We start from the raw sequence: 22,356 nt of genomic DNA on the forward strand, positions 1-22,356 counted from the left end.
GGGTCAGCCGGGCCGACCGGGCCCACCGGGCCGACCGGGCCCACCGGGCCGACAGCGCCCACCGGGACAGCCGAGCCGACCGGGCCCCCGTGCCGACCGGGCCGACGGGGCCCCCGGGCCGACCGGGCCGACCGGGCCGACCGCGCCCACCGGGTCAGCCGTGCCGACCGTGCCAGCCGTGCCGACCGGGCCGACGGGGCCCCCGGGCCGACCGGGCCGACGGGGCCCCCGGGCCGACCGGGTCAGCCGGGCCGACCGGGCCAGCCGGGCCGGTGGACCGGTGGGCCGGTGGACCGGTGAACCGGTCAGGAACGGAGAAGCGCCGGCCGGGCGTCCGCACGTAGCGTGAAACCCATGGACATCAACCTTTCGCAGTGTTTCATCGCCGTCGACGACCACGACACGGCGCTCCCCTTCTACCGGGACGTCCTCGGCCTGGAGGTCCGCAACGACGTCGGCTTCGAGGGGATGCGCTGGGTGACCCTCGGATCGCCCGCGCAGCCCGATGTGGACATCGTCCTCGAACCGCCCGTCGCCAACCCGAACGCCTCCTCCGCCGACCGGGAGGCCATGACCGAGCTGCTGGCCAAGGGCCTGCTGCGCGGTGTCATCTTCCGCACCGACGACTGCGACGCCACCTTCGAACGCATCCGGGCCGCCGGCGGCGAGGTGCTCCAGGAGCCGATCGACCAGCCGTACGGGGTCCGGGACTGCGCCTTCCGCGACCCGGCGGGCAACATGCTCCGGTTCCACCAGCCCCGCCCGCACTGAGATCCACCGACCCGCCTACCTGGCGCCGCTCCCGGATGACACCGCCGATCGGGTAGACAGGAGGGCGTTGCCGCGACCGCGATGGCGGCGCCGGCCCAGGAGCGCGGCCGCAGCGCGCCGGACCAAGAGTATGGAGACACGATGAGCAAGGTCACGAGGACGGGCACGCAGTCACCCGAGCCGCACGCCGCCGACGTCCACGACCTGATCCGCGTACACGGCGCGCGGGTGAACAACCTCAAGGACGTCAGCGTCGAGATCCCCAAGCGCAGGCTCACCGTCTTCACCGGCGTGTCCGGCTCGGGCAAGAGCTCCCTGGTGTTCGACACCATCGCCGCCGAATCCCAGCGGCTGATCAACGAGACCTACAGCGCCTTCGTCCAGGGCTTCATGCCGACCCTGGCACGCCCCGAGGTGGACGTGCTCGACGGGCTGACCACCGTGATCACCGTCGACCAGCAGCGGATGGGCTCCGACCCCCGCTCGACGGTGGGCACCGCCACCGACGCGAACGCGATGCTGCGCATCCTCTTCAGCCGGCTCGGAAAGCCGCACATCGGCTCGCCCAAGGCCTTCTCCTTCAACGTGGCCTCGATCAGCGGGGCCGGCGCGGTCACCATGGAGCGCGGCGGGCAGACCGTGAAGGAGAAGCGCACCTTCAGCATCACCGGCGGCATGTGCCCACGCTGCGAGGGCCGCGGCTCGGTCAACGACATCGACCTCACCGCGCTGTACGACGACACCAAGTCCCTCAGCGAGGGCGCCCTCACCATCCCCGGCTACACGATGGAGGGCTGGTACGGCCGCATCTTCAGCGGCTCCGGCTTCTTCGACATGGACAAGCCGATCCGCAAATACACCAAGCGCGAGCTGAGCGACCTGCTCCACAGGGAGCCCACGAAGATCAAGGTCGAGGGGATCAACCTCACCTACGAGGGCATCATCCCGAAGCTCCAGAAGTCGATGCTGTCCAAGGACGTCGAAGCGCTGCAGCCGCACATCCGGGCGTTCGTGAAGCGTGCAGTGACCTTCACCGTCTGTCCTGACTGCGAGGGCACCCGGCTCAGCGCGGGGGCCCGGTCCTCGAAGATCAAGAAGATCAGCATCGCCGACGCCTGCGCGATGCAGATCAGCGACCTGGCCAAGTGGGTCCGCGACCTCGACGAGCCCTCGGTGGCCCCGCTCCTGGCCACGCTGCGCCAGACCCTCGACTCGTTCGTGGAGATCGGGCTCGGCTACCTCTCCCTGGACCGGCCCTCGGGCACCCTGTCGGGCGGCGAGGCCCAGCGCGTCAAGATGATCCGTCACCTCGGCTCCTCGCTCACCGATGTCACCTACGTCTTCGACGAGCCCACCGTCGGCCTGCACCCCCACGACATCCAGCAGATGAACCGCCTGCTGCTGCGGCTGCGCGACAAGGGCAACACGGTGCTCGTCGTGGAGCACAAGCCGGAGACGATCGCGATCGCCGACCACGTCGTCGACCTCGGCCCCGGCGCGGGCCAGGGCGGCGGCACGATCTGCTTCGAGGGCACCGTCGAGGGGCTGCGGGCGGGCGACACCATCACGGGCCGGCACTTCGGCGACCGCGCCAGCCTCAAGGAGACGGTGCGCGATCCCAACGGAACGCTGGAGATCCGCGGCGCGAAGACGCACAACCTGCGGGGCGTCGACGTCGACGTGCCGCTCGGGGTGCTCGTCGTGGTCACCGGCGTCGCCGGCTCCGGCAAGAGCTCGCTCGTCCACGGCTCGATCCCGGCGAGCGAGGGCGTCATCTCGGTGGACCAAGGCGCGATCCGCGGTTCCCGCCGGAGCAACCCGGCGACGTACACCGGCCTGCTCGACCCGATCCGCAAGGCCTTCGCCAAGGCCAACGGTGTGAAGCCGGCCCTGTTCAGCGCCAACTCCGAGGGAGCCTGCCCCGGTTGCAACGGCGCCGGGGTCGTCTACACCGACCTGGCGATGATGGCCGGCGTCTCCACCGTCTGCGAGGAGTGCGACGGCAAGCGCTTCCACGCCTCGGTGCTGGAACACCACCTCGGCGGCCGCGACATCAGCGAGGTCCTCGCGATGCCGGTCACCGAGGCCGCCGAGTTCTTCGGTGCCGGCGAGGCGCGCACCCCGGCCGCCCACCGCATCCTGGAGCGGCTGGCGGACGTCGGGCTCGGCTACCTCAGCCTCGGACAGCCGCTCACCACGCTCTCCGGAGGCGAGCGGCAGCGGCTCAAGCTGGCCACGCACATGTCGGAGAAGGGCGGGGTCTACGTACTCGACGAGCCGACCGCCGGGCTCCACCTGGCGGACGTCGAGCAGCTCCTCGGACTGCTCGACCGCCTCGTCGACTCGGGCAAGTCGGTGATCGTGGTCGAACACCACCAGGCGGTCATGGCCCATGCCGACTGGATCATCGACCTCGGCCCCGGCGCCGGTCACGACGGCGGCCGGATCGTCTTCGAGGGCACCCCCACGGCCCTGGTCGAAGGCCGCACCACCCTCACCGGCGAGCACCTGGCTACCTACGTGGGTGCCTGAGGGCACCCCGGCCGCGTCCTTCCGGACCGGGCAGGCGGAACCCGCCCGGTCCGCCAGGTCCGGAAGGAGGACTCAGGCGACGGCCGGGAGGTCGACGGCCGGGAAGTCGACTTCGGTGCGGGCGACGGAGTCGAAGCAGTTCGTGAAGACGTTCAGGGCCACGGCGCCGGCGCGGGCACCGAGCACGTGGTGGGCCGCGTAGCAGTAGTCGCATGAGTTCTCGGCCGCGGAGACGAGGGCGATCTGCTCCCGGAGCGAGCCGGGCAGCAGCCCCTTGGACAGTGCGCCGCCGAAGGGCAGGCAGCCGTCCAGGACGGCCGGCGAGGCCGCCATGGCCCGCATCATGTTCGGCGTCACGCCGAGGGCGGCTTCGACCTTGGCCAGCAGGCCCTGGCGAGAGGGCATGGGTGTCTCCGAACCGGCCGACCCCGCCGAGCCGGTCCAACCGGCCGACCCCGCCGTACCGGCCGACGCCGACGCCGGCGCCGCAGCTGCCGCCCGATCTGGCCGCGCAGGAGCTGTCCGGAGCCCCGGACGGCTCGTCCGACCGCGACCGGCGCCTCGCCTCGGCGCTCGAACGCGCCGGCCACGCGCTGCGCACGCTGATCTGGACCCAGACCACCGCCCACGGGCTCAGCCCCATCCAGGTCCAACTCCTGCTGCGCCTAGGGGTCGAGCCGCCCGAACGGCGCCGAGTCGACATGCCGGCCTCCGAGTTCGACCTCTCCACGGCCACCGTCAGCGAGGCGCTGGCCGCCCTGCGCCGCAAGGGCCTCGTCGAGAAGCGGCCCGTCGCGGGCGACAAGCGCGGTCATGTGATGGCGCCGACGGAGGCGGGCCTAGGCCGTCTCTTTCGGATCTTGCCGGGCCCGCGACGCCTGGCACCGCACCTGGCCGCACTGCCGAGGCGACCACGTACGCCCAGTACGCGAACGCCCCGACAGCACGCCCAGGCACGGCACCAGACGCCGCGGACTCGGCCGACAAGATCCGAAAGAGACGACCTGGCCGCGGCCGCCGCTCTCGCGCACTGGCCGGACCCCGTCACCACCCACCTGGCGACCCTGCCCACCGAGGACAAGGGCCGCGCCCTGCGGCTGGTCCTCGACCTGGTCGGACACCTCGCCGACACCGGTGTCCTGTCCGTCGCCCGGACCTGCACCACCTGCCGCTTCTTCCGGCGCGACGAGCACGACGATGCCCGGCGCCCGCACCACTGCGCCCTGCTGGACTCCCCGATCGGCGACCCGGAACTGCGCGTGGACTGCCCCGAACACCAGCCGGCCTGAGGTCCGACCCCCGCGGCGGCCTCAGAGTCGTACGAGGGTGACCTCGGTCGCCTTCACGCTGGTCCACACCGCGGCGCCGTCGACGATTCCCAGTTCGGCGGCGGCCTCGGGGGTGATCTCCGCGACGAGGTCGGGCGCCTGGTCGGAGCCGACGAGCACGCGCAGCCGGCTGCCGACCGCGGTGATCTCCCGTACCGTCCCGGGCCATACGTTACGAGGGCTGCCGCCCGGGCGGTCCCGGTGCACGGACACCGCCTCGGGGGCGATGATCGCGAGCGCCTGCGCCCCCTCGGGCAGCGCCTCGGCCACCACCAGGCGGCCCCCGGCGGCGAGTTCCAGACCGTGGGCGGAGGCCGTGCCGGGCCAGGCGTTGCGCCCCAGCATCCGGGCCACCCACGGGGAGCGCGGCTGCCGGGTCACCTCGGAGGGCGCGGCGTCCTGCAGGGTCCGGCCGTCGGCGAGTACGAGGACCCGGTCGGCCAGGGACACCGCCTCGACGGGATCGTGCGTGACGATGAGGCAGACCCCGCCGAAGCCGGCCAGATGGGTGCGCAGGGTGTGCCGGACGTGGGCGCGGGTCGTCTGGTCCAGGGCGGCGAGCGGCTCGTCGAGCAGCAGCAGTCGCGGCCGGGCGGCCAGTGCGCGGGCCAGCGCCACCCGCTGGGCCTGCCCGCCGGAGAGCTGTGCGGGCTTGCGGTGGGAGAGGTGCCCGACGCCGAGCCGGTCCAGCCAGGCCTGCGCCTCGGCCCGGGCGGCGGCCCGGGGCACCCGGCGGGCGCGCAGCCCGTACGCGGTGTTGGCGAGCGCGCTCAGGTGCGGGAACAGCGCCCCGTCCTGCGGGACCCAGGCGACCTGGCGCCGGTGCGGGGGCAGGCCGGTCACGTCGGCGTCGCCGAGCCGGAGCTCGGCGTGGGCGCGGGGGGTCAGGCCGAGGAGGGCGCGGAGCAGGGTGGTCTTGCCGGCGCCGTTCTCGCCGACGACGGCGATGGTGGTGCCGGGTTCGGCGTCGAGGGTGAGCTCGTTGAAACCGGTGACGGTGGCGTGCAGCGGCCAGTGCCCGCCGTCCGCCGGGCTCCCGGCCGCCGCCGACCGCGCGGGTGAGGCCGTCGGGGAGCCGAGGGAGCCGGGGGAGAGCGGAGCCCCGGGCGGTACGGGGCCCACGGGCTCGGAGCCGGCGGTGTCCTCGGAGGCCACCGGCGCTCCGGAGTCCTTGCGGGCGACGGGGGTTCCCGTCCATCTGCCGCGCAGGGCGACGAGTACCGCCATGGCGATCGCGAGCAGCAGCAGGGATACGGAGGTGGCGGCCTCGGGCTGGTCCTGGAGGAGCAGGTAGACCTGGAGCGGCAGGGTCTGGGTGGTGCCCGGCAGGTTCCCCGCGAAGGTGATGGTGGCGCCGAACTCGCCGAGCGCGCGCGCCCAGGTCAGCGCGGCTCCGGCGACCAGGCCCGGGGCCACCATCGGCAGCGTCACGGTGAAGAACACGCGCAGCGGTGTGGAACCCAGGGAGGCGGCGGTCTCCTCGTAGCTCGGCTTGAGCCCGCCGAGCGCGCCCTCCAGGCTGATGACGAGGAAGGGCATGGCGACGAAGGTGGCCGCTATGACCGCGCCGGAGGTGTGGAAGGGCAGCGTGATGCCGAAGGTGCCCTCCAGCCAGGGTCCGAGCAGCCCGCGCCGGCCGAAACCGAGCAGCAGGGCCACACCGCCGACCGTGGGCGGCAACACCATGGGGAGCAGGACCAGCGAGCGCACCAGCGCCTTGCCCCGGAACTCCACGCGGGCCAGCAGCCAGGCGAGCGGCACCCCGAGGAGCAGGGAGAGGCCGAGGGCCCACAGGGAGACGACCAGCGAGAGCCGGAGCGCCTCGACCACGCCGGGGCTGGTGAGGTGCGAGCCCAGATCGCGCCATTGGGTGCGGCTGAGGATGCCCACGAGCGGCATCAGCAGGAACGCCACGGCGAGCAGCGCGGGGAGCGCCAGGGCCACGGGAGGCCGGGCGCGGCGGGTACGGAGTCTGCTCATGTGGGTTCCTGGCCGGGGATGTCGGGACGCCGCCGGGGGCGTCGAAGCGCCCGGGCGGCGTGGGCAGCGTAGTGCGGCGGGCGGCGGGCGGCGGGCGGCACACGGAGAGGGGCCGCCCGTCCCCCCCGGACCGGGCGGCCCCTCTCCGTGTGCGGACCCGTCAGGCGGCGTCAGGCCGTTACGGCTTCTGGAAGCCCGCGTCCTGGAGGATCTTCTGGGCCTCGGGGGTGGTCAGCCAGGCCACGAACGCGGCAGCGGCCTCGGCGTTCTTGGAGCCCTTGAGCGAGGCGGCCGGGTACGAGGCCACGGCGTTCTCGGCGTCCGGGATGTCCACGACGGCGACCTTGTCACCGGACTTGAGGGTGTCGGTCTTGTAGACGAGACCGGCGTCGGCCTCGCCCAGCTCGACCTTGCTCAGCACGGCGCGGACGTTGGGCTCCTGGGAGACCGGCTTCACCTCGATCTTCTGGGCGTCGAGGATCTGCTTGCTGTAGCGGCCGACCGGGACCTCGGGCGCGGCCAGCACGACCTTGATCTTGGTGTCGGCGAGGTCCTTGAGGCCGGCGACCTTGAACGGGTTGCCCTTGCCGGTCGCGATGACCAGACGGTTCTTCGCGATGATCGCCGGGTCGTTGGTCTCGGCCAGCAGGCCCGTCATCGTCTTGGTGTCGGCGGTGACCAGCGCGTCGGCCGGGGCGCCCTGCTTGACCTGCGCGGCGAGCTCCTGCGAACCGGCGAAGGAGAAGGTGATCTTGGTGCCCGGGTGCGCCTTCTCGTACGCCGCACCGGCGGTCTTGAAGACGTCGGTCAGGGAGGACGCGGCGAGGACCGTCAGGTTCGCGGGCTTGACCTCGGCGGACGCCGAGGCGCTCGGGGAGGCGGCCGTGTCCTTCTTGTCGTCGCTGCTGCCGCAGGCGGCGAGCGCCGGCACGAGCAGGGCGGCGGAGAAGGCGAGTACCGCGGTACGGCGGTTCAGGGGCAGGGACATGAGCTGGTGCTCCTCGGTCGGGTCGGCGGTCGGCCTGGTGCCGGATCCGCGCGGTGGTGACCCGCGCCGGTGACGGGCGGAGCGGGTGGGGACGCGTCGTACTGAGCGGTACTCGGCGGTGCTGGGCGTTACTGAGCGGTGCTGGACCGGTTGGGCCCGGTGGGTGGCGCCGGGCGGTTCAGGCGCGGTCGATGTGCACGCTGGTCGACTTCACGCGGGCGGTGGCCCGCATGCCGACCTGCAGTCCGAGCTCGTCGACGGCCTCCCGGGTGAGCAGGGAGACCAGGCGGTGGGGACCGGCCTGGATCTCGACCTGGGCCGCCACGTCGCCGAGCTTGACGGCGGTGACGATGCCCGGGAAGGCGTTGCGCGCAGAGGTATAGGTCTCGCCGTCCTCGGTGTGGGCACCCTGAGCCACCTCGATGGAGAAGGCGGCCAGGGCGCGGCCGTCGATCAGCCGGCGGCCGCCCTCGTCGCGATGGGTCGCGACGCGGCCGGCGTCGGCCCAGCGGCGCGCGGTGTCCGGGCTGACGCCCAGGAGCCGGGCCGCCTGCCCGATGGTGTAGGACTGCATGTGCGACAAGGTAGGGGCACGTGTGCGGCATTTGCAATTCCATTGGGATGATATCCATGGCAGATACCACCGCACTTGTCGTAACCGCCAAAAACCATTCCGTTTCCACCGGCTCAGCGCGACCGCCTCGGCCCGCACCGGTCCGCCCCGGCTCGCTAAAGTCGGGGCATGGCTGAAGAGGGAACCGAGGGTGCGGGGTCGGCACGGGTCGATGTGTGGATCTGGTCCGTCCGGCTGACGAAGACGCGGGCGATCGCCGCCACGGCGTGCCGGGCGGGACATGTACGGGTCAACGGGGAGCGTGCCAAGCCGGCGCAGGCGGTGCGGGCCGGGGACGAGGTGCGCCTCTTCCATGCGGGGCGCGAGCGCATCGTGGTGGTCCGGCGTCCGGTGTCCAAGCGGGTCGGCGCTCCGGTCGCCGCGGAATGCCTGACCGACAACAGCCCGCCGCCGCCGACCCCGGTGGAGGCGGCGGTGGTCGGCATCCGCGACCGCGGCGCCGGCCGCCCGACCAAGCGCGAACGCCGCGAGATCGAGAACCTGCGCGGCGGGCGGTAGGGCCCGGCAGGGGTCAGTGGAGACGGAGCCTCAGGGGGATGCCCCTGAGGCTCCGCCCGTTCCGGTGCCGCCGTGCCGCGGGGGCGTCCGCGTATCACCTGTGTCGACTTGTCGATCTTTCCTGCGTCCGGCGCCCGGCCCGCATCCGCGGAGAGAAAATTTCTGCAAGCGATTGCGGCAGTTCGCCCCACAAAGGGTCCACGAGGGCTGCCCGGATCCGCCCGGTGGCGAGATTTCCGCTTCACAAGGGGTTCACGCGCTGGTGACACCTGGATAACCTCCCCGCAAAACCTTGCGGCAAGTTTTCAATGCCGCGGAGCCGCAGGGCTGTTGGGCCCCGCTTCGAGGAGCAGACCTTGAGATCACGTACGCGATCACACCCCGGAGGGCGGGTCACGGCCCTGGCCCTGGCCGTCGCGGGATGTCTGGCGGCCGCGCTGCCGGCCGCCGGAGCCTCCCTCGCCGAGGCGGCGGCGGATCCCGCTGCCGTGACGGCGTCGGGTGACGGCACGGCGACGGTCTTCTACTACACCAAGACCCGCAACTGGGCTGCCTACAAACTGCATTGGGCGCCCGACGGCGGCAGCTGGACGACCGTGCCCGGCGCCGGGATGGAAGCCGCCTGTACCGACTGGGTGAAGAAGACCGTCAGCCTCGGTGCGGCCGCCGGCCTCCAGGCGACCTTCAACAACGGCCAGGGGACCTGGGACAACAACGGGGGCAAGAACTACGCCCTGGGCACCGGGGTCATCACCGTCAAGGACGGGGTCGTGGCCCACAGCGACCCCTGCGCCGCGGACCCGGGCGGCGGGACGGGAACCGGCGCGAGCGCCACCGTCTACTACGCGACGACGACGGTCGGCTGGCCGACCGTCAACCTGCACTGGGCCCCGACCGGCGGCTCCTGGACCACGGTCCCGGGCACGGGCATGGATCCGGCCTGCACGGGCTGGGTGAAGAAGACGGTCCCGCTCGGCTCGGCCGCCGGACTCGCCGCCACCTTCAACAACGGCAACGGCACCTGGGACAACAACAACGGCAGGAACTACGCCCTCGGTACGGGCCTGTCCACGGTCAAGGACACCACGGTCACCGCGAACGCCGCGGACCCGTGCGCCGCCGCCGTGCCCGACACCGCCGCGCCCACCGTGCCCACCGGCCTGCGGGCCGCCGCCACCGACGTGTCCACCGTCGTGACCTGGGACGCCGCCACCGACGACCGGGGAGTGACCGGCTACCAGGTCACCCGCTCGGGCGGCACCAAGGGCGCCGTCGTCACCTCCGTCACCTCCATGGTCCTCACCGAATCGGGCCTGGAGGAGCGCACCGCCTACACCTACACGGTCAAGGCGGTGGACGCCGCGGGGAACGTCTCCGCCGCCTCCGCCGCAGCCGTCGCCACCACGGGCACCCGGCCCCCGGCCCCGGCCGGATCGGCGCCGCTGGGCGGCGACCCGCGCAAGGACCCGATCTACTTCGTGCTCACCGCCCGCTTCAACGACGGCGACACCGCCAACAACCGGGGTGGCAGCCAGCATGTGAAGTCCGGGAACGCGGCCAACAACGACCCCATGTTCCGAGGGGACTTCAAGGGTCTGGTCGAGAAGCTGGACTACGTCAAAGCCCTCGGGTTCTCGGCGATCTGGATCACCCCGGTCGTCCTGAACCGCTCCGACTACGACTACCACGGCTATCACGGCTACGACTTCTACAAGGTCGACCCCCGCCTGGAATCGGCGGGGGCCTCCTACCAGGACCTCATCAACGCCGCCCACGCCAAGGGCGTCAAGATCTACCAGGACGTGGTCTACAACCACAGTTCCCGCTGGGGGGCCAAGGGCCTGTTCACCCCCACCGTCTACGGCGTGCGCGACGCGCAGTGGTCCTGGTTCTACGACGAGAAGCAGGCCGGCTTTGAGTACGACGGCCTCACCGTGGACCCCAAGAGCGGAAAGTCGTACTACAACGGCGACTTGTGGTCGACCGCCGAGCCGGCCGGGAACACCTGCGTCAACTGGGGTACGGCCACCCCGTACAAGAGCGCCGAGGGCTACACGATCTACAACTGCCAGTGGCCCAACCCGACCTCGGGGATGTTCCCCAAGGCGCTGTTCCACCAGTGCTGGATCGGCAACTGGGAGGGTGAGGACGCCCGTTCCTGCTGGATCCACGAGGACCTCGCCGACTTCAACACCGAGAACGCGACCGTCCAGAACTACCTCATAGGCGCCTACGACAAGTACATCGACATGGGCGTGGACGGCTTCCGCGTGGACACGGCCGTCCACATCCCCCGCGTCACCTGGAACCGGCGCTTCCTGCCCGCCATCCAGCAGCGCGTGGCCCAGCAGTTCGGCGCCCAGAAGGCCCAGGACTTCTACGTGTTCGGCGAGGTCGGCTCCTTCGTCAACGACAAGTGGAACCGCGGCTCGGCCAACCAGTCCGCCCAGTACTACACCTGGAAGGAGTCCGCCGCGTACAGCGCGGACGACGCCACCGCCGCCGTCCAGCAGTACACGACCGACAACGATCCGGCGAAGCAGCCGACCAGCACCAACGCCTTCCTGAGCGGCAACCTCTACCACGCACCCGACCACAGCAAGTTCTCCGGCATGAACGTCATCGACATGCGCATGCACATGAACTTCGGGGACGCGAACAACGCCTTCCAGAACGGAAAGGACTCCGACGACAGTTACAACGACGCCACCTACAACGTCGTCTACGTCGACAGCCACGACTTCGGCCCCGGAAAATCCTCCACCCGGTACGCCGGGGGAACCGACGCCTGGGCCGAGAACATGTCCCTGATGTGGACCTTCCGCGGCATCCCGACCCTGTACTACGGCTCCGAGACCGAGTTCCAGGCCGGCAAGCAGATCGACTGCGGCCCGACCTGCCCGCTGGCCGGCACCGGCCGCGCCTACTACGGGGACAAGATCGCGGGATCGGTCACCGCCTCCGGCTTCTCGAAGGTCGCCGCGGCCACCGGACCCGTGGCCGCCACCCTGGAGTCCCCGCTCGTCAAACACCTCCAGCGGCTGAACGAGATCCGCCGCGCCGTGCCCGCGCTCCAGATGGGCCAGTACTCCACCGAGGGAGTCTCGGGAGGCATGGCCTTCAAGCGCCGCTGCACCGACACCGCCACGGGCGTGGACAGCTTCGCGCTGGTGGCCGTCACCGGGGCCGCCACGTACACGGGCGTACCCGACGGCACGTACAAGGACGCGGTCACCGGTGACGTGCGGACCGTCACCGGAGGCACCCTCTCCGTCCCGGCCCCCGGAAAGGGCAACCTGCGGGTCTACGTGCTCGACCTGGGCGGCAGTAACGCCGCCCCCGGCAAGGTGGGCGCCTCCGGCCCGTACCTGAAGTAGCGGAGCGGCCGGCCGGTGACTCCGGCCGGCCGCAGGTCCGTGTCCGTGTTCGTGCAGGTGTTCGAATCGCGCGTTATCCTGGACCCATGCACGCACTCCAGGGCTCGCTCTTCGACCAGGGCGACGAGATCCGGCTCGGCCCGCCGGCGGGTGTCCGGCGCACGGAGCTGGGCTCCGGCGCGTGGGTGGATCACCTGCCCGGCTGGCTGACGGGAGCCGACGCGCTGTTCGAGCGGCTCGCGGCGGACGTCCCGTGGCACGCCGAGCGCAGGCGGATGTACGAGCGGGAGGTTGCGGTCCCGCGCCTGCTGGCCCACTACGGCGAGGCCGACCCGCTGCCGCACCCCGTCCTCACCGAGGCCCGGGCCGCGCTGAGCGGCCACTACGCCCGTGAGCTGGGTGAACCCTTCACCACGGCGGGGCTCTGCCTCTACCGCGACGGCCGCGACAGCGTCGCCTGGCACGGCGACCGCACCGGCCGCTCCGCCACCGAGGACACGATGGTCGCCATCCTCTCGGTCGGCGACCCCCGCGACCTGGTCCTGCGCCCCCGCGACGGCGGCCCGACCCTGCTGCGCCTCCCCCTGGGCCACGGCGACCTGGTGGTGATGGGCGGCTCGTGCCAGCGCACGATGGAGCACGCCGTCCCCAAGACGGCCCGCCCGGTGGGCCCCCGCATCAGCGTCCAGTTCCGCCCGCGCGGCGTCAGCTGAGCCGCTGGGGGTCGGCCTGGCCGACGGGATGATGTGCCTAGGCCGCGTCGAGTTCCTTGGGCGGGCGGGCCGCCGAGGCCGCCGCGTGCAGGGAGCGCAGGGCCAGGAGCAGGATGCCGATGTCGTCCAGGTAGACCGGGTCCGGGATCAGGTCCACCGGGGAGATCGTGTACACCACGGCGGCCCAGAACAGGGCCTTGTCGCGCAGCGGGATGCCCGCGTCGCGCAGGAGCCTGCGGGCCGCGAAGACCCGTACGAGGAGCACGGCCGCGGTGACCGCCAGACCGGCCGCGACCACCGCCGCCACGACGAGCCAGAAGGTCGTGTCCATCAGGCGCCCTGCGTCCGCAGTCGGCGGCTGACCTCGCCCAGCCCGTCCGCGAGCACGTCGAGCTGTTCGGGGGTGAGCACGTCCACGAGGACCTGCCGCACCGTGGTCACGTGCCCGGGCGCGGCCTCCGCGAGCCGGGCGCGGCCCGCTTCGGTGAGGACGGCGTAGATCCCCCGGACGTCGGAAGGGCAGGTGCGGCGCCGGACGAGGCCCGCCTTCTCCATCTGCGTGACCTGGTAGGTCAGGCCGCTCTTGGAGTTGACGAGCCCGTTGGCGAGCTCCGTCATGCGCAGCTCGCCCTCCGGCGCCCTGGCGAGCCGCACGAGGATCTCGTACTGCGGGTGGGACAGTCCGGAGTCGTCCTTGAGCTGCTGATCGAGGCGGCGGTTGACCAGCGCGGAAGCGGCCAGGAACCCCTGCCAGGCGCGCATTTCGCGGTCGTCCAGCCATTTCGTTTCAGCCATGGATCCAGGCTACACGTGGAGTTCCAATTTGAATCAGCGGTGGATGCCGGGCTAGGGTCCGACGGAGTAATTCGAATTTGAACAACACGCGCCACCCGCCTCCTCGGGACGCCAGACCGGAAGGACCCCCCATGACCAGCCCCTCCGTCACCACGCCGAAGCCGCGGAACGGCGAACCGGCCGCGCCGCTCGCCCGCACCTCCCTCCCGGCGCCGTCCACCCCCGCCCACGACGCCGGCCTGCTCCTCCTGCGCGTGGTCCTCGGCCTGACCATGGCCGGCCACGGCGCGCAGAAGCTCTTCGGCTGGTTCGGCGGCGGGGGCGTCAGTGGCACCGGCCAGTTCTTCACCGCCAGCGGATACCCGGCGGGCGACACCATGGCCGTCCTCGCAGGCCTGACCGAAACCCTCGGCGGGCTCGGCCTCGTCCTCGGACTGCTCACGCCGCTCGCGGGCGCCGCCCTGGTCGGCACCATGATCAACGCGATCGCCGTCAAGGGCACCGGCTCCTTCTTCGCCCCCCAGGGCATCGAGTACGAGCTCCTGCTCACCGCCGGCGCCGCCGCCCTCGCGCTCACCGGCCCCGGCCGCTACGCCCTCGACCGCTTCCTGCCCGTCCTGCGCGGCCACCGCCTCGCCCACGGCGCCCTCGCGGTCGGCCTCGGCGTCGTGACCGCGGGCGCGCTGCTCCTCGTACGGAACTGAGCCGTCCCGGGGGCGGCGCCGCGCGGGGACCCGTACGGGCTGATTGAGTGCAGGCATCCGGGGGAAAGTGCCCTAAATGACACAACCCATCGAAGACTACGCACTCATCGGCGACCTGATGACCAGTGGGCTGGTCGGCCGCGACGGGTCCATCGACTGGCTGTGCCTGCCGCGCTTCGACTCGGCCGCCTGCTTCGCCGCCCTCCTCGGCGACGAGGAGAACGGCCACTGGCGCGTCGCCCCGGCCGCCGCCCCCGATTCCGCGCGCTGCACCCGCCGCGCCTACATCGACGGCACGCTCGTCCTGGAATCCTTCTGGGAGACCGAGGACGGCGCCTCGTTCAAGGTCATCGACTTCATGCCGCAGCGCGACACCGCGCCCGACCTGATGCGGATCGTCGAGGGCCTCACCGGCGAATCGACCGTGAGCAGCACCCTGCGCCTGCGCTTCGACTACGGGCACGTCGTGCCCTGGGTCCGGCGCGGCGGCAACCGCGAGGGCGACCGGGTCGCCGTCGCCGGGCCCGACGCCGTGTGGCTGCGCAGCGAACCCTCCGTGCACACGTGGGGCGAGGGCATGAGCACCCGCTCGGAGTTCACCGTCGCCGCCGGCGAGCGCGTCGCCTTCGTGCTCACCTGGCACCCCTCGCACGAACCGCGCCCCGAGCCCGTGGACCCGTACGCCGCCCTGGAGCAGAGCCTCGCCGACTGGCGGGAATGGACCGGCCAGTGCACGTACGAGGGCCCCTACCGGGAGGCGGTGGTCCGCTCCCTGATCACCCTCAAGGCCCTCACCTACGCCCCCACCGGCGGGATCGCCGCCGCCGCCACGACCTCCCTGCCCGAGGAGCTCGGCGGCGTCCGCAACTGGGACTACCGCTACTGCTGGCTCCGCGACTCCACCCTCACCCTCGGCTCGCTGGTGGCCACCGGGTACCTCGACGAGGCCCGCGCCTGGCGGGAGTGGCTGCTGCGGGCCGTCGCGGGCGACCCGGCCGACCTGCAGATCATGTACGGGATCGGCGGAGAGCGGCGCATCCCGGAGAGCGAGCTGCCCTGGCTGAAGGGGTACGCGGGCTCAGCGCCCGTCCGCGTCGGCAACGCGGCCGTCGACCAGCTCCAGCTCGACGTCTACGGAGAGGTCCTCGACTCCCTCTACGTCGCCCGCTCCGCCGGACTCCCCGCCGAGTGGCACTCCTGGAAGATCCAGCTCGCGCTCCTCGACTTCCTGGAGCAGAACTGGCAGCGCCCCGACGAGGGCCTGTGGGAAGTGCGCGGCCCGCGCCGCCACTTCACCCACTCCAAGGTGATGGCGTGGGTCGCCGCCGACCGGGCCGTGCGCACCCTGGAACTCAACCCCAAGCTGCACGGCGACGTGGAACGCTGGCGCGCCATAAGGGATGCGGTGCACCAGGACGTGTGCGAGAACGCATACGACCCGGAGCGGGGCACCTTCACCCAGTACTACGGCTCGCGCGAGCTGGACGCGGCCACCCTCCTCATCCCCCGCGTCGGCTTCCTGCCGGCCGACGACCCCCGCGTCATCGGCACGGTCGACGCGGTGCGCGAGGAGCTGGGCCGCAGCGGCCTGGTGCGCCGCTACAGCACCGAGGGGCTCTCCGTGGACGGCCTGCCCGGCGACGAAGGGGCCTTCCTCGCCTGCTCGTTCTGGCTGACCGACGCCCTGTACCTGACCGGGCGGGAGAAGGAGGCCCGGGAGCTCTTCGAGCGGCTGCTGGCCGTACGCAACGACGTGGGGCTGCTCGCCGAAGAGTACGACCCCGTCTCCGGACGCCAACTCGGCAACTTCCCCCAGGCGTTCAGCCACGTCGGCCTGGTGAACACCGCACTCACCCTGGCCGGAGCCGGCCCGGCGGTGGTGCCGGGCCGCTGAACGGCGCCCGGGTCGGGGGCGCCCGTCAGGCCGGCTGCAGCGCCCCGGCCAGCCGGCCGCGCAACCGCGCGAACTCGGGGGAGGCCCGCAACCCCGCGACGTCCGTGTCCGGCTCGCGGGGGAGCGGCACCGCCAGGTCCTCGACCACCCGGCCCGGCCCGGCCGCCATCACCAGGACACGGGATCCCAGCAGCACCGCCTCCTCCACCGAATGCGTCACGAACAGCACCGTCGTGCCGAGCCGCCCGGCCAGGGAGCGGACCTCCTCCTGGAGGCGCTCCCGGGTCAGCGCGTCCAGCGCGGCGAACGGCTCGTCCATCAAAAGCAGTTCGGGCTCCGCCGCCAGGGCGCGGGCCAGCGCCACCCGCTGCTGCTGACCACCGGACAGCTCCCAGGTGCGGCGGCCGCCCATGCCGGGCAGCCCCACCCGATCCAGCAACTCGGCGATCCGGCCCGGCCGCTGGGACCGCGGCACCCCGTGGCGGGCCAGCGCGAAGCCGAGGTTCCCGCCGACGGTGCGCCACGGGAACAGCCTCGGCTGCTGGAACACCACCCCCGCGCCCCGCCCGGGGCGCGGGGCGGAGCCCCGGACCAGGGCGGTGCCCGACGCCGGGCGGGCGAAGCCGGCGATCACCCGCAGCAGGGTGGTCTTGCCGCAGCCGGAGGGGCCGACCAGGACGACGAACTCGCCTGCGCGGACCCGTAGGTCCACCGCGTCGAGCACGGTCACGGGCTGCTTCGCCGGTCCGTAGCGGACCGACACTGCCGAGAGGTCCACGGCGAGGTGCTCCCCGGCGGCGGCCCCGGCGGCGCCGCCGGAGGCGGGGTCAGTGCGCGGCACGGCCGAGCTCCTCCACCGCGAGGGCCCGGCCGAAGGCGGCCTCGTCCGGAACGGCGTCCACCTTCTTCTGCTCCTTCAGGAAGACGGCCGCGTCGTGCAGGGTCGCCGCCAGCTTGCCGGGGGCGCCGGGCGTACCGAGGTAGTCGGGGCCGGTCTGCTCCTTCGCGCTCAGCAGCACCAGCTCCGACAGCTGGCGCTTCGCCTCGTCCGGCTGCAGCCCGAGCTCCGCCCCGATGGACTTCGCGGCCTGGTCGGGGGCGGTCCGGGCCTGCCCGACGGCCTGGTCCTGCGCCTTGATCCACGCGGTGACGATCTCGGGGTGCTTGGCCGCGAAGGCGTTCGTCACCACGCCCAGGTCGGCGGTGGGCTTTCCCTGCTCCGCGAGCTGCCGGCTGGTGATCAGCACCTTGCCGTCCTTGGTCAGCTCGCTCAGCGTCGGCGTCCACACGTACGCCGCGTCGATGTCCCCGCGCTTCCAGGCCGCGAGGGCGTCCTGCGGCTGGAGGTCGATGGTCTGCACGGCCGCCGCGTCCACCCCGGCGGCCTTCAGCGCGGCGAGCAGCGAGTAGTGGGCGGTGGAGCCGAAGGGCGTGGCCACCTTCTTCCCGGCAAGGTCCTTGACCGAGCCGATCCCCGGCTTGGCGACCAGCGCCTCGTTGTCGCCGATCAGGTCGTGGATCCACACCACCTTGTACGGGATGTTCAGCGGGGCCGACAGGCCCTTGGTGACGGGGCTCGACCCGGCCAGGCCCAGGTCCACCGAACCGGCGATCACGGCCGTGTTGACGTCACCGCCGGACTCGAACTTCACCCACTTCACATCGGCTTCGGGCAGGGCCTGCTCCAGCAGCCGCTGGTTCTTCACGATCAGGTCGGCATTGGGTATCGCCTGATAGGCGATCCGTACGGTGGTCCGCCCCGGCCCGGCCGCGGAGCCGCCCCCGTCCGACCCGCACGCGACGGTGGTGGTGGCGGTCAGGGCCACGGCGGCGGCGAGCAGCAGGGCACGGCGGGACACGTTTCTGGGCACGACGGAACTCCAAAGGTGAGGAAGGGTGTTGGGGAAGAAAGGGGGGGGCGGGGTGGGCGTCAGCCGCGGCCGCGCCAGGGGACGGCGAACCGCTCGATTGCCCGGAGCAGGGCGTCGAGCACGATCCCGGACAGCCCGATGGCGAGGATGCCGGCGATCACCAGGGCCGTCTGGTTGTAGCGCTGGGCGTCGCGGATCATGCCGCCGATGCCGGGCACTCCGTTGATGGTCTCCGCGGCGACGACCGAGGTGTACGCGACCCCGACGGCGATCCGGATGCCGGTCAGGATCTCGGGCAGCGCGGAGGGCAGCCGCACCGACAGCAGCAGGGACGTCGGACCGGAGCCCAACGCATGCGCGGCCTCCACGAGTTCGTCCGGAACCGTCCGGACAGCCGCCGCCGTGGCCGCGGCGATCGGCGGCAGCGCGGCGATCACCAGCAGCCAGATCTTCGGGGCCTCGTCGATGCCGAACCAGATGACGAGCAGCGAGAGGTACGCGAGCGGCGGCAGGGTGCGCAGGAAGGTCACGGCCGGCTCCAGCACCACCGCGATCGGCCGGACGGTGCCGATCAGCAGCCCCAGCGGCACCCCCACCAGCACCGCGTAAGCGGAGCCGGTGCCGATGCGGCCCAGGCTCACCCCGAGGTGTTCCACCAGCAGGTGGCCGCCGTAGCCGCGGACCCCGTCGTGCGTGGTGGACGCCAGGAGGAACTGCCGCCACACCTCACCGGGCGAGGGGACCAGCACCCTCGGCCACAGCTCGGCCGCCACCGCCGCCTGCCAGGCGGTGAGCAGCACGGCCAGGGCGAGGAGGCGCAGTGCCGACCACCGCAGTGCCTCCCGGATCCTGGCGCGGGACCGCGGCGCGGCCTCGTCCGACGGGGCGTCGGGCGGGGCGGGCCGGCTCGGAGCCTCCGTGGTGAGCGCGGTCACGCGGCCGGCTCCCCGGTCAGGGCGCGCAGGCGCGGGGCGACCTCTTCGCCCACCCGGTAGGCCTCTTCGAGATGCGGATAGCCGGACAGGATGAACTCGTCGATGCCCAGGGCCCGGTACTCCGCCAGCCGCGCCGCGACCTCGTCGTGCGAGCCGACCAGGGCCGTCCCCGCCCCCTCGCGGACCAGCCCGATGCCCGCCCACAGGTTCGGCGCCACCGTCAGCCGTTCGGCGTCCGCGACCCCGCCGTGCAGGGCCGCCATCCGGGCCTGCCCGGTGGAGTCCATGGCGGCGAACCGCTCCTGGGTCGCCCGGACCGCCGCCGGATCCAGCCCGGCGAGGATCCGGTCCGCCTCGGCCCAGGCCTCGGCCGCGGTGTCCCGGCTGATCACGTGCAGCCGCAGCCCGAAGCGGACCGTACGGCCCGCCGCACGGGCCCGCTCGCGCAGCCGGCCGACGCGCGCCGCGATGGCCGACGGCGGCTCTCCCCACAGCAGTTGTACGTCGGCACGCCGTGCGGCGACCTCCTCGGCCGCGGGCGAGGCTCCGCCGAAGTACAGCGGCACCGGGTGGCGCAGCTCCGGATCGGTGAGGCGGGCTCCCTCGATGTGCAGGTGGGCGCCCTCGTGGTCCACGGACTTCCCGTCCAGCAGGTCCCGCAGCACGGCCATCACCTCGTCGGTGCGGGCGTAGCGCTCGTCGTGCGCCAGCCCGTCCCCGTAGGCGCGCTGCTCGGCGGGGTCGCCGCCGGTCACCACGTTCAGCCCGAGCCGTCCACCGGCGAACCGGCGGAAGGCGTCCGCCTGTTGGGCGATCAGCGTCGGGCTCGCGAACCCCGCGCGGAACGCCACGAGGAAGCCGATCCGCGTGGTGTGCTGCGCGAGCGCGGCCGTCAGGATCCACGGGTCGACGCAGCCGAGCCCCACCGGAGTCAACAGCGAATGGAATCCGGCCTGTTCGGCGGCGCGGGCGACCTGCGCGAGGTAGGGAACGTCCGCGGGCCGACGGGTGGCCGTACGGCTGCGGCCCTGGACGGCGGTGACCCCGCCGGGGTCGCGGCCGTCCCCGCCGGTGGGCAGGAACCAGTGCAGCAGGAGCGGATTCTCGGGCATGGGGAAACCTCGTCGGAGCAGCGTGACGCGCCCCGCCGCGCGAGGAACGGGCTGCGGACGGCGGTGGCACGTGTACGGGGAAGTGCGGGCAGGAATGCGGGAGTCCGTGCGACCGGGTCGCGGCCGGGGCCGGCCCTGTGGGCAGGGCTGCGGCCGCCGTGAACGGCGTGGCGAAGGAAGTGCGGAAGGGGTGGTGAAGGGTGCGCCGGTCGGCGCGGACTCATCCGTACGGAGTCAGATACGGCGGATCGGTGAGATCAACAGCCGTGCGTACGGGAGACGGCAGCCCGACAGAGCATGGTCGACACACGCAGCAGATCTACGTGACGACGCGATACGAGTACGGGGGCCATGGGGTGCATCCTGTCGGTGTCCGGGCGGTATCGACAAGCCGAGTCCGGATGATGGACGAAATCGTCCCAGATGCCGGGCAGCGGTGGGACTGGGGCGGCTACCGGCGGCGGTTGAAGGGCAGCCGGCCGAGGACCACGGCCATGCCGCACGTGTCCGTGAGGGCGGAGAAGACGAGCCCGGCGGCGATCCCGGCGCTGAGCAGCTGGAACGCCGGGTGCACCAGCAGGCCGAGGGCCAGACCGAGGAGGACGAGCGCGCCCGCGGTCAGCCGGACCTGCCGCTCCATGGCCCAGACCCGGCCGGGACCCCCGGCGGGGTAGTCGAGCGGGTGCCCGTGGGCCGACCAGGAGGTGGTGCCGCCGGTGAGGCTGGTGGCCGCGATGCCGTGCTTGGCCAGGGTCCGGACCGCGTTCTGCGAACGGGACCCCGAGGCGCACACCAGCAGCAGATCCTGCCCCTCCGCTGCCTCGCGCAGCTCGGTCAGGGAGCTGCCGATCCGGTCGAGCGGGATGTTCAGCGCGCCCGGGAGGTGGCCGGAGGCGTACTCGCCGGGGGTGCGGACATCGACGATCCGGAATTCGGATCGGCGGGCGTGGGCCTGGCTGACATCGAGGAGGGCGGGGCTGCTGCTCATGGCGAACGGGCTCCTTCGAGAGGCGGGAACCGCCGGGGCGGATGCGGAAGCGGAAGGGAGAGGCGAAACGCGAGGGGACGGGGATGTCCGAGGGTACGGGCGATGCGGCGGGGCCGCGGGACCTCGGGCGGGTGCCGGGGCCGCGGGGCGGCGGGACATCGGCCGCGGGCCGGCTAGTGCGAGCAGGCGGGCGTCAGCGGGGACAACAGGAGCGCGACAGGAGGCGCTGGGTGACGGCCATGGCGCGGAGCATAGACCAAGGCGGCGACGCGGGCGAGACACCCGTTCCACCATTCGGGACACCGGTACGGCGGTACGCCGCTCAGCGCCGGGAGCCGGACCCCGTACGGGCATCCTCCCGACGGCGCAGCAGCTCGGCGCCGGCCGCGTCGGCGGGCAGGAACGCCTCCAGGCGCAGCTCGGCCAGGGTCACGTCCACGGCCGTCGAGAACGAGGTCAGGGTGGCAGCAGCCGGAGCTCCCCCGCGGAGGTCCGCAGCCGCAGCGGCACGGCGAAGCCCAGATGCTCGGCCGCCCCGGCCCCGTCGGCAAGGCCCGGACCCGGCCCCGTCGGCAAGCCCGGAGGAGGCCGCCCCGGACCCCGGCCGCGCCCCCGGGAGCGGGGCGGCGACCGCCAGGTACCCGTGTAGCTCCTCCGCCAGCGCCTCCAGATCGGGATCGGGGTGCGCGGAGGCCCGGGTGCGCAGGCTCTCCGTGATGTGACGGCCCCAGGCGGCCAGGTTCACCACGCGCGGCCCCATGCCCTCCGGGTGCAGGGCGAGCCTCAGCACGTTCACGGGCGGAGCGCCGTAAGGGAGTTGACCGACGGGGGCGCCGATCTGGTGGTGGAGACGGGCGGCCCGGACGCCATCGAGCGGTCGGTGCGCGCCAGTTCGCTGTACGGGCAGATCGCCCTGCTGATCACCGCCAGTGCCGCGCACTCCGGGATAGCGATCTCGCACGCCGCGTACGCCTCGAGCCTCGCGACGATCCGGCGGGTGTTCGTCGGCAGCCGGACGCAGTTCGAGGCGATGAACCGGGCGGTCGCCACGCACGGGCTGCGTCCGGTGATCGACCGGGTGCTCCCCTTCGAGGAGGCGCACGGGGCCTACCGCGGCGACGCCGAGGACGCCCCCTTCGGCAAGGTGGTGATCGGCATCGGGGGATGACCGGGGTCCCGGGTCGTACGTACGGGAGCGGGAGACGGAAAGAGGGGCGGGGCCACGGGATACGACCC

21 protein-coding genes are annotated in these 22,356 nt (G+C 72.7%); 9 read left to right on the forward strand and 12 right to left on the reverse strand.

Annotation, left to right across the window (positions count from 1 at the left end):
* The first annotated feature begins 354 nt into the window (after positions 1-354).
* Complete coding sequence (locus ACFWNV_RS32970; protein WP_383954169.1) at positions 355-771, forward strand: VOC family protein; 417 nt, start codon at positions 355-357, stop codon at positions 769-771.
* Between the two features lie 141 nt (positions 772-912).
* Positions 913-3,303: an ATP-binding cassette domain-containing protein gene (locus tag ACFWNV_RS32975; RefSeq protein ID WP_383954171.1), complete on the forward strand. Its 2,391-nt coding sequence runs from the start codon at positions 913-915 to the stop codon at positions 3,301-3,303.
* Positions 3,304-3,375: 72 nt separating this feature from the next.
* Here ACFWNV_RS32975 and ACFWNV_RS32980 read toward each other — a convergent pair whose 3' ends face one another.
* A complete protein-coding gene (locus ACFWNV_RS32980) occupies positions 3,376-3,708 on the reverse strand; it encodes a carboxymuconolactone decarboxylase family protein (RefSeq protein WP_383954173.1) in 333 nt (110 codons plus the stop codon).
* 2 nt (positions 3,709-3,710) lie between these two features.
* Here ACFWNV_RS32980 and ACFWNV_RS32985 point away from each other — a divergent pair, with 2 nt between their 5' ends.
* The gene (locus ACFWNV_RS32985; RefSeq protein WP_383954175.1) at positions 3,711-4,592 is read left to right on the forward strand and encodes a MarR family winged helix-turn-helix transcriptional regulator; all 882 of its coding nucleotides are present in this window, start codon (positions 3,711-3,713) and stop codon (positions 4,590-4,592) included.
* 21 nt (positions 4,593-4,613) lie between these two features.
* Here ACFWNV_RS32985 and ACFWNV_RS32990 read toward each other — a convergent pair whose 3' ends face one another.
* From ACFWNV_RS32990 to ACFWNV_RS33000, 3 genes are all read right to left on the reverse strand, one after another.
* Positions 4,614-6,611: an ABC transporter permease gene (locus ACFWNV_RS32990; RefSeq protein ID WP_383954177.1), complete on the reverse strand. Its 1,998-nt coding sequence runs from the start codon at positions 6,609-6,611 to the stop codon at positions 4,614-4,616.
* Between the two features lie 178 nt (positions 6,612-6,789).
* Positions 6,790-7,599 carry a molybdate ABC transporter substrate-binding protein gene (gene modA / locus ACFWNV_RS32995; RefSeq protein WP_383954179.1) on the reverse strand — a complete coding sequence of 270 codons (810 nt, stop codon included), beginning with the start codon at positions 7,597-7,599 and terminating at the stop codon, positions 6,790-6,792.
* A gap of 178 nt (positions 7,600-7,777) precedes the next feature.
* Positions 7,778-8,173, reverse strand: coding sequence for a molybdopterin-binding protein (locus tag ACFWNV_RS33000; RefSeq protein WP_274547382.1), 396 nt, complete (start codon positions 8,171-8,173; stop codon positions 7,778-7,780).
* 168 nt (positions 8,174-8,341) lie between these two features.
* On the opposite strand from ACFWNV_RS33000, the gene ACFWNV_RS33005 reads away from it, so the two are divergent.
* From ACFWNV_RS33005 to ACFWNV_RS33015, 3 genes are all read left to right on the forward strand, one after another.
* Positions 8,342-8,731 carry an RNA-binding S4 domain-containing protein gene (locus tag ACFWNV_RS33005; RefSeq protein ID WP_383954181.1) on the forward strand — a complete coding sequence of 130 codons (390 nt, stop codon included), beginning with the start codon at positions 8,342-8,344 and terminating at the stop codon, positions 8,729-8,731.
* A 356-nt stretch (positions 8,732-9,087) separates the two neighbouring features.
* A complete protein-coding gene (locus tag ACFWNV_RS33010) occupies positions 9,088-12,108 on the forward strand; it encodes a carbohydrate binding domain-containing protein (protein ID WP_383954183.1) in 3,021 nt (1,006 codons plus the stop codon).
* Between the two features lie 86 nt (positions 12,109-12,194).
* On the forward strand, positions 12,195-12,821 hold the full coding sequence (locus ACFWNV_RS33015) for an alpha-ketoglutarate-dependent dioxygenase AlkB (RefSeq protein ID WP_383954185.1): 627 nt from the start codon (positions 12,195-12,197) through the stop codon (positions 12,819-12,821).
* Positions 12,822-12,858: 37 nt separating this feature from the next.
* On the opposite strand, the gene ACFWNV_RS33020 is transcribed toward ACFWNV_RS33015, so the two are convergent.
* Positions 12,859-13,152 carry a YkvA family protein gene (locus ACFWNV_RS33020; RefSeq protein WP_383954187.1) on the reverse strand — a complete coding sequence of 98 codons (294 nt, stop codon included), beginning with the start codon at positions 13,150-13,152 and terminating at the stop codon, positions 12,859-12,861.
* Entirely contained in the window at positions 13,152-13,616 is a 465-nt protein-coding gene (locus ACFWNV_RS33025) for a MarR family winged helix-turn-helix transcriptional regulator (RefSeq protein ID WP_383954189.1), read from the reverse strand. The genes ACFWNV_RS33020 and ACFWNV_RS33025 overlap by 1 nt, the downstream gene beginning before the upstream one ends.
* A 131-nt stretch (positions 13,617-13,747) precedes the next feature.
* Between ACFWNV_RS33025 and ACFWNV_RS33030 the strand changes: the two genes are divergently transcribed.
* Both ACFWNV_RS33030 and ACFWNV_RS33035 read left to right on the forward strand, forming a co-directional pair.
* Positions 13,748-14,320, forward strand: a complete 573-nt coding sequence (locus ACFWNV_RS33030) for a DoxX family protein (protein ID WP_383954191.1) — start codon at positions 13,748-13,750, stop codon at positions 14,318-14,320.
* A gap of 76 nt (positions 14,321-14,396) precedes the next feature.
* Complete coding sequence (locus ACFWNV_RS33035; RefSeq protein WP_383954193.1) at positions 14,397-16,214, forward strand: glycoside hydrolase family 15 protein; 1,818 nt, start codon at positions 14,397-14,399, stop codon at positions 16,212-16,214.
* Positions 16,215-16,239: 25 nt separating this feature from the next.
* Here the strand turns inward: ACFWNV_RS33035 and ACFWNV_RS33040 are convergent, their stop codons facing one another.
* From ACFWNV_RS33040 to ACFWNV_RS33065, 6 genes are all read right to left on the reverse strand, one after another.
* Positions 16,240-17,055, reverse strand: a complete 816-nt coding sequence (locus ACFWNV_RS33040; RefSeq protein ID WP_383954195.1) for an ABC transporter ATP-binding protein — start codon at positions 17,053-17,055, stop codon at positions 16,240-16,242.
* Positions 17,042-18,085 (reverse strand): glycine betaine ABC transporter substrate-binding protein, encoded by a 1,044-nt coding sequence (locus ACFWNV_RS33045; protein WP_383954197.1) that lies wholly within the window; start codon positions 18,083-18,085, stop codon positions 17,042-17,044. The genes ACFWNV_RS33040 and ACFWNV_RS33045 overlap by 14 nt, the downstream gene beginning before the upstream one ends.
* Positions 18,086-18,144: 59 nt before the next feature.
* A complete protein-coding gene (locus tag ACFWNV_RS33050; protein ID WP_383954199.1) occupies positions 18,145-19,020 on the reverse strand; it encodes an ABC transporter permease in 876 nt (291 codons plus the stop codon).
* A complete protein-coding gene (locus ACFWNV_RS33055; protein WP_383954201.1) occupies positions 19,017-20,132 on the reverse strand; it encodes an LLM class flavin-dependent oxidoreductase in 1,116 nt (371 codons plus the stop codon). Before ACFWNV_RS33055 ends, ACFWNV_RS33050 begins: the two co-directional genes overlap by 4 nt.
* A gap of 451 nt (positions 20,133-20,583) precedes the next feature.
* Positions 20,584-21,120, reverse strand: a complete 537-nt coding sequence (locus ACFWNV_RS33060; protein ID WP_383954203.1) for a rhodanese-like domain-containing protein — start codon at positions 21,118-21,120, stop codon at positions 20,584-20,586.
* A 322-nt stretch (positions 21,121-21,442) separates the two neighbouring features.
* Positions 21,443-21,916: a hypothetical protein gene (locus ACFWNV_RS33065; RefSeq protein WP_383954205.1), complete on the reverse strand. Its 474-nt coding sequence runs from the start codon at positions 21,914-21,916 to the stop codon at positions 21,443-21,445.
* A gap of 21 nt (positions 21,917-21,937) precedes the next feature.
* Here ACFWNV_RS33065 and ACFWNV_RS33070 point away from each other — a divergent pair, with 21 nt between their 5' ends.
* Positions 21,938-22,288, forward strand: coding sequence for a zinc-binding dehydrogenase (locus ACFWNV_RS33070; RefSeq protein ID WP_383954207.1), 351 nt, complete (start codon positions 21,938-21,940; stop codon positions 22,286-22,288).
* Positions 22,289-22,356 lie beyond the last annotated feature (68 nt).

Source organism: Streptomyces sp. NPDC058401, from assembly GCF_042722885.1.
In the GTDB taxonomy this organism is placed as follows: Bacteria; Actinomycetota; Actinomycetes; order Streptomycetales; family Streptomycetaceae; genus Streptomyces.

Bases quoted from the DNA above. Each gene is read 5' to 3' on its own strand.
- ACFWNV_RS32970 (WP_383954169.1), top strand. From the start codon at position 355: ATGGACATCAACCTTTCGCAGTGTTTCATCGCCGTCGACGACCACGAC.
- ACFWNV_RS32975 (WP_383954171.1), top strand. From the start codon at position 913: ATGAGCAAGGTCACGAGGACGGGCACGCAGTCACCCGAGCCGCACGCC.
- ACFWNV_RS32980 (WP_383954173.1), bottom strand. From the start codon at position 3,708: ATGCCCTCTCGCCAGGGCCTGCTGGCCAAGGTCGAAGCCGCCCTCGGC.
- ACFWNV_RS32990 (WP_383954177.1), bottom strand. From the start codon at position 6,611: ATGAGCAGACTCCGTACCCGCCGCGCCCGGCCTCCCGTGGCCCTGGCG.
- modA (WP_383954179.1), bottom strand. From the start codon at position 7,599: ATGTCCCTGCCCCTGAACCGCCGTACCGCGGTACTCGCCTTCTCCGCC.
- ACFWNV_RS33000 (WP_274547382.1), bottom strand. From the start codon at position 8,173: ATGCAGTCCTACACCATCGGGCAGGCGGCCCGGCTCCTGGGCGTCAGC.
- ACFWNV_RS33005 (WP_383954181.1), top strand. From the start codon at position 8,342: ATGGCTGAAGAGGGAACCGAGGGTGCGGGGTCGGCACGGGTCGATGTG.
- ACFWNV_RS33015 (WP_383954185.1), top strand. From the start codon at position 12,195: ATGCACGCACTCCAGGGCTCGCTCTTCGACCAGGGCGACGAGATCCGG.
- ACFWNV_RS33020 (WP_383954187.1), bottom strand. From the start codon at position 13,152: ATGGACACGACCTTCTGGCTCGTCGTGGCGGCGGTGGTCGCGGCCGGT.
- ACFWNV_RS33025 (WP_383954189.1), bottom strand. From the start codon at position 13,616: ATGGCTGAAACGAAATGGCTGGACGACCGCGAAATGCGCGCCTGGCAG.
- ACFWNV_RS33030 (WP_383954191.1), top strand. From the start codon at position 13,748: ATGACCAGCCCCTCCGTCACCACGCCGAAGCCGCGGAACGGCGAACCG.
- ACFWNV_RS33035 (WP_383954193.1), top strand. From the start codon at position 14,397: ATGACACAACCCATCGAAGACTACGCACTCATCGGCGACCTGATGACC.
- ACFWNV_RS33055 (WP_383954201.1), bottom strand. From the start codon at position 20,132: ATGCCCGAGAATCCGCTCCTGCTGCACTGGTTCCTGCCCACCGGCGGG.
- ACFWNV_RS33060 (WP_383954203.1), bottom strand. From the start codon at position 21,120: ATGAGCAGCAGCCCCGCCCTCCTCGATGTCAGCCAGGCCCACGCCCGC.